General features: G+C 37.8%; 13 protein-coding genes. 5 read left to right on the top strand and 8 right to left on the bottom strand.

Annotated features, from left to right (window positions below; translation table 11 throughout):
* Positions 1-40: 40 nt before the first annotated feature.
* Entirely contained in the window at positions 41-565 is a 525-nt protein-coding gene (locus tag NMG88_RS13085) for a hypothetical protein (protein ID WP_254035500.1), read from the bottom strand.
* 357 nt (positions 566-922) lie between these two features.
* Positions 923-1,417: a hypothetical protein gene (locus NMG88_RS13080; protein ID WP_254035499.1), complete on the bottom strand. Its 495-nt coding sequence runs from the start codon at positions 1,415-1,417 to the stop codon at positions 923-925.
* Between the two features lie 425 nt (positions 1,418-1,842).
* Between NMG88_RS13080 and NMG88_RS13075 the strand changes: the two genes are divergently transcribed.
* Both NMG88_RS13075 and NMG88_RS13070 read left to right on the top strand, forming a co-directional pair.
* Positions 1,843-3,150 (top strand): ABC transporter substrate-binding protein, encoded by a 1,308-nt coding sequence (locus tag NMG88_RS13075; protein WP_254035498.1) that lies wholly within the window; start codon positions 1,843-1,845, stop codon positions 3,148-3,150.
* Positions 3,151-3,245: 95 nt separating this feature from the next.
* Positions 3,246-4,130 carry a PhzF family phenazine biosynthesis protein gene (locus tag NMG88_RS13070; RefSeq protein ID WP_227366462.1) on the top strand — a complete coding sequence of 295 codons (885 nt, stop codon included), beginning with the start codon at positions 3,246-3,248 and terminating at the stop codon, positions 4,128-4,130.
* Between the two features lie 2 nt (positions 4,131-4,132).
* On the opposite strand, the gene NMG88_RS13065 is transcribed toward NMG88_RS13070, so the two are convergent.
* Complete coding sequence (locus NMG88_RS13065; RefSeq protein ID WP_026795198.1) at positions 4,133-4,555, bottom strand: hypothetical protein; 423 nt, start codon at positions 4,553-4,555, stop codon at positions 4,133-4,135.
* A gap of 67 nt (positions 4,556-4,622) precedes the next feature.
* Here NMG88_RS13065 and petN point away from each other — a divergent pair, with 67 nt between their 5' ends.
* Entirely contained in the window at positions 4,623-4,712 is a 90-nt protein-coding gene (petN, locus tag NMG88_RS22500; RefSeq protein WP_071782645.1) for a cytochrome b6-f complex subunit PetN, read from the top strand.
* 140 nt (positions 4,713-4,852) lie between these two features.
* Here petN and NMG88_RS13060 read toward each other — a convergent pair whose 3' ends face one another.
* Positions 4,853-5,656, bottom strand: coding sequence for a Uma2 family endonuclease (locus tag NMG88_RS13060; RefSeq protein ID WP_235765873.1), 804 nt, complete (start codon positions 5,654-5,656; stop codon positions 4,853-4,855).
* 119 nt (positions 5,657-5,775) lie between these two features.
* Here NMG88_RS13060 and NMG88_RS13055 point away from each other — a divergent pair, with 119 nt between their 5' ends.
* A complete protein-coding gene (locus tag NMG88_RS13055) occupies positions 5,776-9,543 on the top strand; it encodes a hypothetical protein (protein WP_254035497.1) in 3,768 nt (1,255 codons plus the stop codon).
* Positions 9,544-9,572: 29 nt separating this feature from the next.
* On the opposite strand, the gene NMG88_RS13050 is transcribed toward NMG88_RS13055, so the two are convergent.
* Entirely contained in the window at positions 9,573-11,222 is a 1,650-nt protein-coding gene (locus tag NMG88_RS13050) for a Ppx/GppA phosphatase family protein (protein WP_026798766.1), read from the bottom strand.
* Positions 11,223-11,325: 103 nt separating this feature from the next.
* Between NMG88_RS13050 and NMG88_RS13045 the strand changes: the two genes are divergently transcribed.
* Positions 11,326-12,207 (top strand): 4-hydroxybenzoate solanesyltransferase, encoded by an 882-nt coding sequence (locus NMG88_RS13045; protein ID WP_042154839.1) that lies wholly within the window; start codon positions 11,326-11,328, stop codon positions 12,205-12,207.
* A gap of 341 nt (positions 12,208-12,548) precedes the next feature.
* On the opposite strand, the gene NMG88_RS13040 is transcribed toward NMG88_RS13045, so the two are convergent.
* The 3 genes from NMG88_RS13040 to recQ all read right to left on the bottom strand — a co-directional run bounded on the left by NMG88_RS13040 (position 12,549) and on the right by recQ (position 16,700).
* The gene (locus NMG88_RS13040) at positions 12,549-13,589 is read right to left on the bottom strand and encodes a patatin-like phospholipase family protein (protein ID WP_227397647.1); all 1,041 of its coding nucleotides are present in this window, start codon (positions 13,587-13,589) and stop codon (positions 12,549-12,551) included.
* Positions 13,590-13,759: 170 nt separating this feature from the next.
* Complete coding sequence (locus NMG88_RS13035) at positions 13,760-14,392, bottom strand: HAD-IB family phosphatase (protein WP_026787902.1); 633 nt, start codon at positions 14,390-14,392, stop codon at positions 13,760-13,762.
* A 121-nt stretch (positions 14,393-14,513) separates the two neighbouring features.
* A complete protein-coding gene (gene recQ, locus NMG88_RS13030; RefSeq protein WP_042154843.1) occupies positions 14,514-16,700 on the bottom strand; it encodes a DNA helicase RecQ in 2,187 nt (728 codons plus the stop codon).
* Between the last annotated feature and the right edge of the window lie 61 nt (positions 16,701-16,761).

Raw genomic sequence — 16,761 nt, 5'->3', positions numbered from 1 at the left:
CGACGATCAAATACAGTAGGATTAATAGATAAGACCTTGATTAATTATCGGATACTGTCAAAGTGATCACATCAGAGTAGTTACCCGACTTGGGTATAGCTGTTTGATTGAATCGAATATATACATCTACCGACTTTACACCGTCGGCATTAAAGCCTGATGTTTGGGGCGAACTGAAATTCTTAATATTATAAAAATTCCTGGGTTGAGTCTGGCTATCAGTGACAGTAATTAGATATGGAATAGGAGGATTTCCATGACCTGAAAATAAAGAACCGCTATTTTCTGAACTTGCATTTATTGTGACACCAGTCGAATTGGGATTGTTGCTTACAATTTGAAGTTCAGCAACTTTAATAACCTGTTGACCGAGATGACCCAAAGGCAAGTTATTACTGACAGGCATGGTTGTTGGTGAGGAAATCTGAACCCTTGAGGGAACAGCGCCACTAATACTAATGCTAGTTGTTTCCGTACCCGCAAAGGCGGCTAATTGAAAACCAAAAAGGAGCACCAGAGGATTAAGAATTAAGCTGATAGAAATCAAAAAACGATATGAAAACATGATCAATGCTCCGAATCCACACTTCCACCATTAAATCAAAGATCATAACGGTAGGGATTTTTGCTTCTTTGAGTTTGCCTGATAGCTAATATTAGTCTATCGGGATACAAGCATCTGTTGATCAGCTGACAGTATTCGTTATCAGTCACCATCAGGGTTAGGACATCACTGTAAGTTCCCTGTTTTGGCAGAGATGTGTTGTTCAAATCAGAATATAGTTTGAGAGAAAAGCCCGAAAACTGAAACAGAAACCGGATTTCTGGAATAGTTAATGCGACTTTGATGAATACGCATCACTATAAGAAACCCGATTGCTTTAAAACAGGCTAAAACTAAAACCTAAAATCAGTGAAAAGCTTAATTATCAGCTACTGTTATGGTTATAGTATCACTGTAGTTACCTTGTTTTGGTAAACTTGGGTTGGTAACCAGAATGTATAAATCTGTCTGAGGACTCGACACGATCTGGCTGAAAGTACTTAAGGGACGAAAATCACCGGGTGCACCACCGTCACCAGTTAGGTCAATTTCGTATGAAACAAAAATATCAGGATTATTACTATCAACCAACCGACCGTTATTTGTCGAGGTTGCAGTTACCGTTACACCAGAATAATTGTTACTATTAAGAGTAAGGTCAGCAATTTTGACAGTCCGTTGCCCTGGTGTAGACAAAGGTAACTGTTGAGCAGCGGCGGTTGCTGTTGCCTCAATATCAATAACAGGATCAACAGTACCACCAATAATAATATTAGTACTGTCTGTACCAGCAAAGGCAGCAGACCCAAAACCGAGGGTGGTGATGGGCGCAAGAATTAAGCTAGAAGCAATGAAAAAATGACGTAGAGACATAGATGGTAGCAATAGTTGAGGTATTAAGTAGACACAAAAGGCACAACACGGGTTGGGGCAGGTTGAGTTCTGCATAGCTGAAAGAAAAACCTGTAATCCAGCACCTACAAGTTATTTCACTTATGGAAATAATGTTTCTGGTGTTGATGGTAACAGTATTTCTTTTTTTTGACAGTTTCATAATATACCCCGTAAACTAGGGTGTCAAGAGAATGTCAGGGAATCTTGACATAAAGGCGGGATCGCTTGCTGCATAGGCATTTTAGGCGATGGTGATCATCTCTCCAACGGATCATCCCGTTGTTCAGCTTGTGTAACATTTGAGAGTTACCCCATGTCAACGAGCAACATCAAAAAAACAATTCAAGTGTTTTATACTAATTGAGGGAATAAAATTCACCTCGATTCGTTAATTTTTAAATCAAATGAAACAATTAAAATTTTGGAAACGGTTGGGTTTGTTATTCGTTTTGGGTTTATTTTTAAGCTGGGGTGTCAGTTGCTCCACCTCTTCCCCAACCTCTCAAAACGGGAAGCAAGAAATTGAATTTTGGACAATGCAACTCCAACCACAATTTACGGATTATTTTAATCAACTCATTGCCAATTTTGAAACCGAAAATCCAGGGTTAAAAGTGAAGTGGGTTGATATTCCTTGGTCGGCGATGGAAAGTAAAGTATTAGCTGCGGTTGCGGCTAAAACTGCCGCCGATGTGATTAACTTAAATCCTGATTTTGCGGCTTTATTAGCAGGACGAAATGCTTGGTTAAATCTCAATGAAATGGTTCCTGAAACGGTTCAAGCTCAATATTTACCCAATATTTGGCAAGCGAATAAAATAGAAGTTTGTCCGAACGATAAATGCGAAACTGTTACCTTTGGGATTCCTTGGTATTTAACCACTCAAATTACTATTTATAACCAACAATTACTCCAACAAGCGGGAATAAATCAACCGCCCAAAACCTATACAGAATTAGCACAAGTCGCAGAAAAAGTCAAGGAAAAAACGGGAAAATATGCGTTTTTCATGTCTTTTGTGCCGGAAGATTCTGCCCAGGTTTTACAATCTTTGGTACAGATGGGTGTGGTATTACTGGATAAAAATGGCAAGGCGGCTTTTAATACTCCTGAAGGTAAAGCTGCTTTTGAATATTGGGTTAGTTTATATCAAAAAGATTTACTTCCTAAAGAGGTTTTGACCCAAGGACATCGCCGAGCAATTGAATTATATCAGGCGGGAGAAATAGCTTTATTAGCTTCGGGGCCACAGTTTTTAAAAGCTATTAGTCAAAATGCCCCCACGGTAGCTCAAGTGTCTGTTCCCGCGCCTCAAATTACTGGAGATAAGAGGAAAACTACGGTGGCGGTAATGAATTTAGTTATGCCTAAATCAACGAATGTTCCTGAACAATCTTTAAAGTTTGCTTTGTTTGTAACTAATAGTACCAATCAACTGGCATTTGCGAAAGCTGCTAATGTTTTACCTTCAATTCAAGAAGCTCTTAAAGATAGTCATTTTACCACCCTTCCTGCTAATTCAACCGTGGCAGATCAAGCCCGTTTAATTAGTGCACAAGAACTCAAAAATGCTCAGGTTTTGATTCCCCCTAAAAAAGATATTAAACAGTTGCAAAAAATTATTTATGATAATCTACAAGCTGCAATGTTGAATCAAAAAACTGTTGATCAAGCGATCGCAGATGCGGAAAAAAGTTGGAATGAAAGATAATCAGTGATCAACTGTAGGGGCGAGGTTTTCTCGCCCATCCCCGTTAACAGTAAAAAAAATTAAGATTAAACTTTGTAACAAAAATGATAGATTCTATAAAATTCTCCATTGTTGATGTTTTTGCGGAAATCAAATATACTGGAAATCAATTAGCGGTAATTTGGGGTGACGGAGTTGAGTCGTTATCCGATGAAGAAATGCTCAAAATTGCCCAAGAAATGAACTATTCAGAAACCACATTTATTTGTGATTCTGAACCGGATAATGGCGGTTATCCCGTGCGAATTTTTACCCCTAAACGGGAATTACCTTTTGCGGGTCATCCTACCTTGGGAACTGCTTATATAATTTCTGAGGAAATAATTAAAACTGATGTTATTCAGGTGATTTTAAATTTAGCTGTGGGTCAAATTCCGGTGAATTGGAAACCTGAAGAATCAGGAAAAAAAATACTCTGGATGCGACAAAATTCTCCCGAATTTACTCATATTTATGATCATAAACTATTAGCGCCTGTTCTTAATTTAGAACTCTCTGATTTTGATCCTGATTATCCGATTCAAGAGGTTTCTACGGGGATTCCGTTTATTATTGTACCCTTAAAAACTCAATCTGCATTAAGAAAAGCTAAGGTTAATTTGGAATATTATACTGAGTTAATTAAAAGAACAATGGCTAAGGAAATTTTTATATTTTGTCCTGAAACCCATCATCCCGAAAATCAGTTATGTGCTAGAATGTTCGCACCCGCTTTAGGAATTACGGAAGACCCGGCAACTGGAAGTGCTAATGGTTGTTTGGCTGGATATTTGTCACACTATCGTTACTTTGGTTCCGATCAAGTTAATATTAGGGTAGAACAAGGATATGAAATTAATCGTCCTTCTTTACTTTTGTTAAAAGCTGAAAAAATAGGAGATTTAATTCAAGTGGAAGTCGGGGGAAATGTGATTAAAGTTGCAGAGGGAATTTTGGTTTAAGATTAATTAAAAGGTTTAACCCAAGCTTTTTGTAAGGCTATATCTAAAATCAATCCGGCTATTCCAAATAATAATAAACTTTCTCCCCCAAACCGGGCTATTTGTTCGAGGGAGGTTGGGGTATTAAGTTGAATTTCCATTCCCGCGAGGGCGCGTACCAGTCCAAAGGCAAAAATCCCCCCCAATTTTAACTGGGGATTATCGTCCCGGCGAATAATATAGCGATAGGTGACTCCAAATAAAAACCCGCTAAACCCAGCTAGGGGGGTCGAAAATAGAAAATTAACGGGGGCGTCCCAAAGCCACAGGTTGACACCACTCAGGACAAGATGGCTGAGTCCTACAGAGAAACCTGCCAGAAGACCGCCCTTTAGGGATTCTAACCGTTCGGTAGCCGTAAAATTTGAGGAGGAGTTAGGGTTCATGCGATCGCGTCATTTCAAGTTATGATCTAGGGTAGAGTTATTTTGCAACGTTTTTTTATACATCACTATGGATATTGTGTCATTGGGCTGGGTTTCGCTGTTAGTGCTATTTACGTTTTCAATTTCAATGGTTGTTTGGGCGCGTAACGGATTCTGATATTGATTCGTCAAACCCAAACCATCAGTTATCAGTTATCAGTTATCAGTTATCAGTTATCAGTGTAAGAGTTAATCATTCACTGTTGATAAATTAACTGATTACTGATAGCTTACTCATTCGTAATTCGTAATTCGTAATTATTCGGGCAAATCGCCATATTGTTCTCGATAACGCTGCAATATAGCTTCTAATTGTTCAACTTTTTGTCGTTCCTGTTCTGTCCTTAAACGTTCCTGTTCTGCCCTTAAACGTTCCTGTTCTGTCCTTAAACGTTCCTGTTCTATTTGTTCTGTAGGTGTCGGTATCCAGTTCTGATTTTGATCATACCAACGTAACCAACATCCGGTAATTTCTTGATAACATCCCTGCCATAATCCTAAACCTAATTCTAATTCCGGCATCCAAATTCGGGAGTCTGAAACCGTTAATTCATGATAACGACTAGCACTATTTTGAAACACCCGCAGTTGATTCGTATAGCGGCTAAAAACCACATAATAAGGAATGCGTAAAACCTGTTCATAGACTTCCCATTTCGTCGGAGGTTGATTAATTTCCCGTAGGGTTTGACCTAAATCTTCCGCTTCTGTTCCTGGGGATAATAATTCAACAATAACAAAGGGATTTACTCCTTCTTGCCAAGTTACATAACTTAATCGTAAATCCCGTTGTTCATACAACCGAGAAACCCCAATTACGGCAAACCAATCGGGACGTTTATACCAGTTAAAATGGCGAGGGTCGTAATACAAATTCAGGTCACTAGCAACAAAAACCGAGTCGGGGGAATAACTCGGCGGACGGAAAGTTATTCTCAACAATTCGGGTTGTAAATCATGGAATTCGTCTGGCAAACCGGGTTCCTCCGGGTCTTCACTTTTCAGGTCATACATCGTCGGTAGGACTTCTTTCGGGGAACGTGGGGGATTAGTTTGGTACATAGCAGACTAAATCAATACCTATAATTTAGTATATCATAATAAATACTTTAAAATACAAAAATAGCTTAAATTAAAGTCTACCCGGTTTTCTTTCCCATACCCTACACCCGGTTTTGCCCATGTCTAAACCTTTAATTCGCATTTTAATTCAGGCGGATAGCAGCAATCCCCGGTTATTGGAGGGGTTAGAAGTTTGGTTGAATTTGGGTTTATTATCCGATGCACAAGTTCGTCAAATTGGTGAACTTTATTTGAGTGACCCTCTACCCAAAAAGACGGTTAATTCTGGGAATAATCAACGGGTTTTGGCAGAAAAAATAACTCCAAAGCTTGTTGTTTCTACATCCCCTCAACCTGCTTTTCAATTGCCTAATTTTGCCACTAATTTAGTCGAATCATTAAAAGCTGAGTTGAGTGTTCGCTGGCTATTGTTTTTAGGCTTATTTTTAGTTATTATTTCCTCTGGAGTTTTGGCTGCAAGTCAGTGGGAAAAATTTCCCGCCACTGGACAATATTTAATTTTATTTGCCTATACTTTTGCTTTTTGGGGAGCGAGTTTATGGGGAAGTCAACAGTCCCGTTTCCCTGTAACTTCCGAAGCCTTAAAATTAGTCACTTTATTATTAATTCCTCTGAATTTTTGGGCAATGGATGGGTTAAAGTTGTGGTCAGATTCCTTGGGTTTATTGACTATTGCTATTGCTGCCCTAGCCCTAACTATTTTAACTGTAACTTTATATCGAAATCAAGGACAATTCCAACGCCGTTCTCTATTCAATCATTTAGGATTAAGTTATTTAAACTGGGGATGGCAAATTCCCGGTTTTCCCGTAATTGCGATTTATTTGGGCATCATGATTACGGTATTTTTAACCATTGTCAACCCTCCCCCGACTTCTTCTACTTCTAGCCCAAGAATTGATTTTAAAATTGTTGTTATTTATCTTTTAACTCTGCTTTTCGGTCGGGCGATTTTTGTCGTCAATGTTGATATTAGTCAACTGGGATTAGCTTTGGGAATTTTTGCCGGATTTCTCTATATTTCTTCCTCATTAATTTTACATCGTTCTAGCTATTTTATTTTATTATTCGGTTGGTTAGTAACTGTTTATATCCAACCTTGGCAGGCATTTTTAGTTAGTGGAATTGGTATCGGGATTTTCAGTCGCCATTTATTAAAATATTGGCGAGAGCGAGATTTGGCGGCAATATTTGGTTTTGGGTTATCAATGGTGGCTTTAGTCGGTCGTTTAATTCCGCCAGAATTAAGGAAAACTGCCATTAATGTAGGGGTAGAAATATCCAGTTCTCAGGATTCTCCTTGGGCATTACTGAGTTTAACATGGTTTCCCTATTTGATTTTTATGGTGGTTATAACCGATTGGATTTATCACCGTCCACAACGAAAGGTAGCCCATTTTGGAGATTTTCTGAGTTTACTATTTGCTACGTTTTTAACCTGTTTGTCTCTATCAAATCCGGCATTGCGATCGCTAAATCTATTAGCTTCAACTATTACTTTAGCAGTTGTTATCAGTCGTCGTCAACCCCTAAAACCTATCGTCGTTTTGGCAACCCATATTTTAGGGTTAGTCACCTTTGCTAATCTGGTTTACTGGCAATTTCCTAACTTAGCCCTAGACGATTGGGCAATTATTTTATTAATCTTAATGGTAGGTGAATTTCTATTATTTACGGTCAATAGTCCGGGGGCAAATATTATCCGTAAAGATGCCTTAGACCTGGGAATATTATTATCAGGAATCAGTTATATTTTATTTTTGACTAACTTTGAATTTTCCACGCCCCATTCCTCGATAATGGCTTGGTTAATCACACCCCTAGGATTAACTTATGTGGCTACACAAACCAGAGAATCTCAACAAAAAAAAGCGGTTATTATTAGTATAATAGCCTGTGGTTTAGTTCAGGTTTTAAACCTATTCAATCCTCAAATTAATTTATGGAGTTTAGGCTTAACAACAGTATTTATGGTTGTTAATACTCAAATCATTAAAACCCTATTTTCATCGGTTTTTACCGTAGGTTTAGGATTAGCTTTTTTATTCCTATCCGTCAAGGATTTAGTTACAGTGGAAGGATGGTTAATATTTTTAAGTTTAACTATCGCAGGATTATGGGTATTACGTTTTATGTTATTCCGTTACGGTGTGACTGAATCCAATATTGTTAGACTTTATCAACGAGCATTTGATGGTTGGGCTATTACTTTGTTAGGATTTGAACTATCAATTATAACCCTTAATTCATTTGGGGTTTTATTGTATAAAATCCCCAGAGATTTTACCCTAATTTCTACCCTAATTATTTTAATTGCAGCCCTAAGTTTTCGAGGATTTGATTTAGCAAACCCTCGGAAAATAGCTAAGTCTGGATTCTCTCCTTGGATATTATATAGTTTAGCTTGGGCGATAGAATTACTTATTATTGAAAGATTGATTTCTAGCAATCAATCTTTAGTTAGTTTCGCCGTTGCTAATATTATTTTAGGACTAACGACCCAACTATTCGGGGATTGGTGGCAACGTCATTATCAAATTGAAAAATTGCCTAATCCTTGGCAAATTATTCCAATTATTTATGGGATTTTAGCTATTATTTTTCGAGTTCAAACCTCCGCTAACTGGACGGGATTAATCTCTTTAGCATTCGCCTTAATTTTAATTGGGATTGGCAGAAGAAATATTGAAGCTAAACCTCTAGTTTATTTAGGACTGATGGGGATTTCTGTTTCTACCTATGAAATATTATTCTATCAAATTCATACCCAACCTTTAACAGAACAATGGATTGCTTTTGCCACATTAGGAACCAGTTTAATGTATGGCTACCGCATTCTTAGTCCTTGGTTAATAGCTTATTTACGGATTCCTGAATCTGAGATTAAAATTATTGCCCATCTACATTGGTTTATCAGTAGTATATTATTAGGTTTAGTGATTTCAAATCCTATTAACTCCCAACTTCTCTTAACGATTGGAACCAGTTTATTATTAATTCGTTATGCTCTATTCCAAGGTCGTTATAATTCATATTTATACACAGCAGAAACTTGGGTTTATGTTGGTTTAATCCAAACAACAGGTTTAGTAATTTATTTACAAAACTTACTAGATATAAGTAACTTTTTGATTCCCTGGTCGGGGTCGTTAGTCTCAATTTTATCTTATTTCTTTTATATTCTTCCTTGGAATATTTGGGGCTGGCCAGTTAGACCTTGGAAAAGAGCAGCAATTATTCTCCCTGTAATTACCGTTATTAGTTCCCATTTTATTTTGCAACCAGAACAACAGTTAACTTGGTATTTATCAGCCATCTTTGGAAGTCTATTTTATATTATTTTAGCAAAATTTACCCAAAATATTCGGTTAACTTACCTAAGTTTAACCTTAATTAGTTTTACCTTTTATAATTGGCTAGGCTCAACAGATGATATATTTATTTTTACTCTCCCCATATCCTGCTCATTGCTCTATTTTTCCCAAGTTGAACCGAGTTTAAAATTAGAACAAAATCGAGATTTACGCCATGGGTTGCGAGTCTTGGGAACGGGTATTTTATGTGGAACTTCCCTGGGTAATTTCCAAGGAACTGGAATTCTAGCAGGAATTTTAAGTTTAGCTACAATTTTTGTCGGGTTGGGATTAAAAATTAGAGCTTTTCTCTATATTGGAACCGCAATATTTTTAATTAATATTGTGAATCAACTGATTATTTTAAATTCGATTTATTCCTTTATCAAGTGGATAATTGTGTTTATTTTAGGGGTGATTTTAATCTGGATTGCCGCTAATTTTGAAACCCGTCGAGAACAGTTAATCACCCTTTGGAATAACTGGGTAGCAGAATTACAAACCTGGGAATAAGAATAGTAGAGACTTTGTATACAACGTCTCTACTGGGGGAATGTGGGGTTTGAATTATTTTTAGATTCTAATTTAGCCACTAACTTTAATCCATAGTTGATTTCAAAGGCTTCTTTTTTTAAGTTCAAGCTCCACAATTCTAATGCACAATCATCGTTAGCATAGGTTGGTTTTAACTTCAAATGAAATTCCCGCGTCATGGGTTTATATTCACAAACCACCTGAGAAATAGCCCCAATCATGCGTCGGTCTAAGGCGACTGACAACCTTAATAAAGGATGCAATTGGTCAATTACTTGTCGAAACCTTCGAGGTAGATTTTGATAGGCTTCATGTTTCTTTTTAGCACTACTCTTACGATGGTATCGGGCTAAATTTGCGATCGCATCAATTTCAGTTTCCGTAAATCCTAATAACTCCCCATAGCGAATTAAATAATAGGAATGTTTATGGTGGGCGGAATGACTAATATATAATCCACAATTATGCAGAATACTCGCCGCCCATAATAACTCCCGTTCTGCTAATCCCCAATTATGTAATAATCCTTTAGTCTGATCAAATAAACTTAAAGCAAAAGTAGCAACTCGTTGACTATGTTCTAAATCAACTTGATATTTTTGAGCAATAGTTAAAACACTTCTTTCTCTAACAGAACTGCCATAATGGAGACGATCATCAATTAACCCATGGGTTAACATCCAGTCTACCACTAACCCCTCCCTCAGACTCCGTTCACAGACTTTTAAAGACTGAATATTTAACAAGGTCATGGCTTCTTGTAAAATCAAAGCTCCGGCGACAATAATCTCCGCCCGACGGTCAGCCATACCCGGTATTTGTAATCTTTCTGGATAGGATAATTTGCGAATTCTATTGACAAATTCCTGTAATTCTTCTAAAGTTAATTCATAGCCACCTAAACGAGTCGGGTCTATGCCTGATTTTTCTCTGGCTTTAATTCCTACTAAGGTTTCAATGGTTCCAGAAGTTCCGACTAAACGAGGAATTTCACCCGGTTGTAAATGGGAAAATAATTCATCCACAACCCGTTCTAATGTGCCTCGAATATAGGCTTGTAAATATAAAAATTCTGTGCGACTAATCGGATCACTATGGACAAAATCCTTGCTTAATCGAACAGCACCGACTTTTGTACTACTTAAAAATCGAGGTTCCCAACCATCACCTAAAATTAGTTCCGTAGAACCGCCACCAATATCAATAATAATATGGGGTTGATTATTTAATTCCATCGCCGACAGCACCCCTAAATAGATGCGTCGGGCTTCTTCTTGACCAGAAATTAAACTAATTTCTAAGTTCAGTTCATCGGCGACTCGGCTAATAAATTCTCGACCATTGGGCGCTTCTCTAATGGCACTGGTAGCTACCGCCACAATTTGTTCAGCGTTAAAGGTTTTAGCCACACCTTGAAACCGTTTTAAACAAGCAATAGCTCGTTCCATTACATCTGGTTTGAGATTGCCTTTTTCCTCACAATCTCCCAAACGAATAGTTTCTTTTTCCCGGGCAATAATCGTAAATGTCGGCAGTTGGGGTTGAACTTTCACCACAACCATGTGTAAAGAATTCGTGCCTAAATCAATGGCAGCTAGGATTCGATCTCGGTCGTCTGTGGGTTCAGATTCTCTCACCAAAGGCATTGATGTGACCATAATCAGTCTCTAAAAATCTACTGCTTTTAATTTTAAACTGTGGGCGGATCTATGTTACAAAATATTGTAAAGATTCAATTCAATTTTTTTGATTCAACCTGCAATGCTGACCCCATCTAATCCCCCCGAACCCACTTGGCAAACGATTATTCGGCTATTGCGATGGGATAAACCCGCCGGACGTCTGATTTTGATGATTCCGGCATTGTGGGCAATTTTCCTAGCTACCCATGGCACACCGCCCCTAAGTTTAATTTTAATTATTGTTTTTGGGACTTTGGCCACCAGTGCGGCGGGCTGTGTGGTGAATGATTTATGGGATAGGGATATTGACCCAGAAGTGGAACGCACCCGTACCCGTCCCCTGGCTTCCCGGGCGTTAACGGTAAAAACCGCTATTGTGATCGCGGTGATTTCCTTTGCTTGTGCGGCGGGACTGGCGGTTTATTTAAACCCCTTGAGTTTTGGTTTATCGGTAGCAGCAGTTCCGGTAATTATTGGTTATCCTTTAGCAAAACGGGTCTTTCCTGTACCGCAATTAATATTATCAATTGCTTGGGGATTTGCCGTATTAATTAGTTGGACGGCGGCCGTGGGAAGTTTACAGACATCTACTTGGTTTTTATGGGGAGCAACGGTATTATGGACGTTGGGATTTGATACTGTTTATGCCATGAGCGATCGGGAAGATGATCAACGTTTGGGTATTAATTCTAGTGCTATTTTTTTCGGAGATCAATCGGCGAATGCCGTGGGAATTTTGTTTTTAGGGACGGGAATATTATTGGGAATTTTAGGCTGGAATCTTCAGTTACATTGGGAATATTGGTTGACTTTAATCCTTTCTATTATACTCTGGTCTAGGCAATATTATCAACTGCTAAATCCCGATCTTCCTAAACCTATTTATGCTAAAATTTTTCGGAATAATGTGGGAATTGGTTTTATTTTATTAGGGGGAATGATTGGTGGGTTTTTACTTTAAAAACTTATCTACACTAATCTATAATGGTCTGTAGGGGCAGGTTCGGTAAAAATCTATGATCTTCCCACCAATAACCTTTCTAAACCTGCCCAACTTACAGGTATCTTGACTAATTTAACCACAAAGACACAAAGACACAAAGAAGATCAAGAAGTTGTAAAGACTAACCTGCTTATTGCTATATTTATCAAAGGTTACACTAACCGACTCCTCCGGTTTTATTTTAATTAATCATTTGCCTATTTTTAACCAGGCAAAAACCTGTTCGGCGGTTAGTTCTAAGTTAATATCTTCTAAGATTTTTAATTGACAAGAACCTCTAAACACATTTGAAATTAAGATTAAAGTAAAAGCAGTTGAATCCACTGATCTAATCGTTGACGATTTTCTTCTGTTAATTGTTGCCCTAATTTAGCAATTTCGTTCAAATTGGCTTCCGAGCAATCATCCATTTTTAAGGTTTTACGACTTTCTAAAACCGTATTAATTCGCAAATAGTTTTCAGGATGTTCTGTGGTATCAAAGATTTGTTGCATTTGATAGTCAACGGTTTCCGCCCCCCCGGTCATAATAATATCAAATAAAGGCTCAAGCCATTGTAATTTTCCCCAATTTTTTGCTTCTTCATAGGGATATTTCTTTTTAACCACTCCTGTACCTAAAGATAAAACCACCATTTGTTTAGCGGTTGGGCCTTTCTCATAGCGATTATCGAGATTAAAGTCACGATTAAATTTATGTCGAGCTTCTGCATAGGCACAAAGAGCAGGATTATTCGCAAAAACACCTCCATCAATACAGGTATAAACATCCTGATTCATTGCCTTAATTTGAGCTACTTCAAATAACGTAGGGGCGGCGGAAGTGGCTCGTAAAACATCTCTAATAAAATAATCATTTTTGGGATCTAAAATAGCATCATGTTGGGTGAAAAATTGACTTTTTCGCTTTTCTATTTCATAGGAAGTAATTAAGCAAGGTTTCAGGAGTTCGCTTAATTTAAGATCTTGAAAAAAATCACCCATGATCTGATCAAACTTGTGATAGGAGTATTTTTCATCAAATAATTCTCCCAAGACGGGCAAGGAATTTTTAGAAATAGGATCAAAGATTTGACTTGATTTATACCGAAAAAAATCATAAACTTCCTGAGCAGAACATCGCGGTCTGAGCGGATTTTCAAGATAGGGGCAAAGGTAAAGAGCCGTTAAAATTCCTCCGACGCTAGTTCCAGCAATTAAGTCAAAATAATCTGCTATTCTGGCATCTAAGTTTCCTGTAAAATCCTGTAATTTCTGTTCGACATACTTTAAAACTTCGGCGGAAATTATTCCCCGCAGTCCACCGCCATCTAAAGAAAGAATCCGAGTAAATTTTGCCATATTTTAAGATTTTCTCCTGTTTAAAAATAATGAATGAATTTATAATATAGCAGTCATGCGACTCACGGTTAGGACACGGACGAATGCAGTAAATAGTCTTTTCCCCCTGTTCCCTCCCCCCCTAGCCCCCCGTACACGGGGGGTTTGGGGGGCTGTTCCGGTGTTCCCTACTATATCTTCCATTTTTGAGATAGGTGATCTCTAATATCAAAAAAATCTGTCCAGTTAATATAGGGTTTTTGATATTCGTCTAAATATTTTGCCAAGCGATCGCGAGCAAAAACAATTGGGGCTGCTAAGGCCATATTTAAGTCGGTAATCGAATCTCCAATGGCAATTTTTTCAGCCTGGGAATAGCGTTCCATAACCTTGACTTTTGCGACTAATTCTGTATCGGCTTCAAACTCGGAATTAACCTGAAAATACTCCTCTGAGGGGTCTAAATCAACGGCATACATCCCATTAATTTTTTGACTTAAATCTCCTAAAACCGTTTCTACCATCACCCTAACCCCTCCTGAAACCAGGATAAAAGGAACTTTTTGGGTATTCAGAAAATCCAGAAATTCCACAAATCCGGGTCGTATTGTTTTGGTTCGAGAAAATTCTATAATTTCAGGATAACAACGGGATGGAATTGATTCTAACATGGTTCTAACTCCTTCTCGTAATGTCATTTCCTGGCTATACAATAAGGGTATAATTTCCCCAGCCTTTTCTGGGGCAAATTCTTTTAACATGGCTACAAAAGTTTCTTCTGCGGTAATAGTTCCATCGAAGTCACAAAAAATAATCGGGTTCATAGTTGGTTTGGGTAGGTTATTAGTTATAATGGAAAACATTTATTAGTTTGTTGTTGGGATGCGGAGTCTGTTAAGAGCGCTGAAGCGCAACAACGAGTGCAACAACGGGCGCAACAACGAGTTAATTAGGATGCTGTCGCCAGTATTCTCTAACCATTTTTATTTCTTCATAATTATAGTTTTCTCCCAAACATTCATAAATTGTTTTTAAGCTGATATCTCCAACTTTTTCGATGGCTTGAATAATATTTTTTTGCCGTTCAGGTTCAACAAATTGATCAATATTTATATTCTGATTGGCGGCAATTAATTGGGTTAAATGATCGGCAATGGTACTGGTTTTTAATCCGCGTTCATTGGCGATCGCATTCAAACTCAGACCGTCTTGATATAAAGATAAAGTCATGATTAAACTATCGGATAAATCTTCTAGGGTTAGACGTTTAGATTCTGATTTTTTAGATCGAGAAGTAGGCAAGTTTTGTCCATGACAATAGGTAAAAATAGCTTCAGTAAATTCTTTACCATAACGTTCTAATTTATAACTCCCGACTCCAGAAATTTGACTTAATTCTTCTAAATTTTGGGGTCGTTGTTGTGCCATTAATTTTAACGTAGAATCGGAAAAAACCATATAGGGAGGAATAGATTGTTCATCGGCTAATTTTTTCCGAAGTTGGCGCAACTGTTCAAATAACATTTCCGCTTCTATTGCTAAAGAACGAGTCGATTTTTCGACATTTTGTTCTTTAATAACAGTAATTTCAACGGTTCTTTCCCGTTTCATCACTTCCCAACTGCGGGAATTTAACTTTAAAATAGCATAACCATCAGTGGTTTGATCCAAGAGTCCTTGACGTAAAAGAGATCGGCCTAAATTCTTCCATTCTTCCGCCGTTTTGTCCTTACCAATACCATAAGTAGAAAGTTGATCATGACGTCGATCCAGAATTTTTTGACTTTTCGATCCTCTTAATACATCAATAATATAATTCATGCCAAATCTTTCATGACATCGGGCAATACAAGATAAAAATTTCATCGCTTCAATTGTCCAATCTTCCACCGGATTTTGTGTCTGACAATTATCACATTTTGCACAATTTTCCGAGAAAAATTCACCAAAATAACTCAATTGAACGGTGCGCCGACATTCCGATGCTTCGGCATAATCTAACATTTGTCTTAACTGTTGACGGGCGATGCGTTGTTCATCGGGATCGGGTTTTTGTTCAATTAAATATTCAATGGTTTTAATATCACCATAACTAAAAAATAATGTACATCTAGCCGATTCTCCATCCCGTCCCGCCCGACCGGATTCTTGATAATAACTTTCTAAGGTTCGGGGTAAACTATAATGAATTACAAAGCGTACATCGGGCTTATTAATTCCCATGCCAAAGGCAACCGTCGCCACCATAATTTGAACATCATCTCGAATAAACCGAGTCTGATTTTCTGACCGGATTTGATCTTCAAGTCCGGCGTGATAGGGTAGGGCTGAAATCCCATGATTTTGTAATCGGAATGCCAAGTCTTCTACGTTTTTTCGACTTAAACAATAGATAATTCCCGAACCTCCCACCTCCTGAATAATTTTTAATAGCTGGGTAAAGGTTTGTTTTTTCTTGGGAATTACTTCATAATATAAATTAGTACGATTAAAACTAGCAACATGAATATAGGGATTTTTTAACTCTAACTGTTGAATAATATCCTGGCGAACTCGTTGAGTTGCCGTTGCTGTTAACGCTACAACTGGAATTTTAGGATAACGAATTCGCAGTTGTTTTAATTTTCGATATTCCGGCCGAAAATCATGCCCCCATTCAGAAACACAATGGGCTTCATCAATGGCAAAAGCAGAGATTCCCAACTGTTCTTCTAAGGTGTCTAAAAAAAATAAAAATCGTTCGGATAATAATCGTTCTGGGGCAACATAAAGCAGTTTAATATCTCCTTTTAAAATTGCCGTTTCCCGCGATTTTGCTTCCGCAGCCGTTAAGGTACTATTGAGAAAGGTAGCACCAACTCCATTATCTTGTAATGCCTCCACTTGATCTTGCATTAAGGCAATTAAAGGAGACACAACAATCATTAATCCAGGTTTTAATAAAGCCGGAAGTTGAAAACACAGAGACTTTCCGCCTCCGGTGGGCATAATAATTAATAAATCTCGCTTTTGTAGCGCCTGGTCAATTATTTCGCGCTGTCCGGGTCGAAAGGAATCATAACCAAAAAAATGTTTAAGAGACTGTTCTAGGGATTGGGGTTGGGCGAAGGGAGTAGAAATTAGCCCTGACATTGCTCGTAATTTAGATAAAACGTCTTTTTTATTTTATAATTAAAACTGGGTAAATGGTTGG

Source organism: Planktothrix agardhii, assembly GCF_904830935.1.
Taxonomy (GTDB): domain Bacteria; phylum Cyanobacteriota; class Cyanobacteriia; order Cyanobacteriales; family Microcoleaceae; genus Planktothrix; species Planktothrix agardhii.
This window is presented reverse-complemented; position numbering and strand designations above follow the sequence as displayed.

Bases quoted from the DNA above. Each gene is read 5' to 3' on its own strand.
- NMG88_RS13085 (WP_254035500.1), bottom strand. From the start codon at position 565: ATGTTTTCATATCGTTTTTTGATTTCTATCAGCTTAATTCTTAATCCT.
- NMG88_RS13080 (WP_254035499.1), bottom strand. From the start codon at position 1,417: ATGTCTCTACGTCATTTTTTCATTGCTTCTAGCTTAATTCTTGCGCCC.
- NMG88_RS13075 (WP_254035498.1), top strand. From the start codon at position 1,843: ATGAAACAATTAAAATTTTGGAAACGGTTGGGTTTGTTATTCGTTTTG.
- NMG88_RS13065 (WP_026795198.1), bottom strand. From the start codon at position 4,555: ATGAACCCTAACTCCTCCTCAAATTTTACGGCTACCGAACGGTTAGAA.
- petN (WP_071782645.1), top strand. From the start codon at position 4,623: ATGGATATTGTGTCATTGGGCTGGGTTTCGCTGTTAGTGCTATTTACG.
- NMG88_RS13060 (WP_235765873.1), bottom strand. From the start codon at position 5,656: ATGTACCAAACTAATCCCCCACGTTCCCCGAAAGAAGTCCTACCGACG.
- NMG88_RS13055 (WP_254035497.1), top strand. From the start codon at position 5,776: ATGTCTAAACCTTTAATTCGCATTTTAATTCAGGCGGATAGCAGCAAT.
- NMG88_RS13050 (WP_026798766.1), bottom strand. From the start codon at position 11,222: ATGGTCACATCAATGCCTTTGGTGAGAGAATCTGAACCCACAGACGAC.
- NMG88_RS13045 (WP_042154839.1), top strand. From the start codon at position 11,326: ATGCTGACCCCATCTAATCCCCCCGAACCCACTTGGCAAACGATTATT.
- NMG88_RS13040 (WP_227397647.1), bottom strand. From the start codon at position 13,589: ATGGCAAAATTTACTCGGATTCTTTCTTTAGATGGCGGTGGACTGCGG.
- NMG88_RS13035 (WP_026787902.1), bottom strand. From the start codon at position 14,392: ATGAACCCGATTATTTTTTGTGACTTCGATGGAACTATTACCGCAGAA.
- recQ (WP_042154843.1), bottom strand. From the start codon at position 16,700: ATGTCAGGGCTAATTTCTACTCCCTTCGCCCAACCCCAATCCCTAGAA.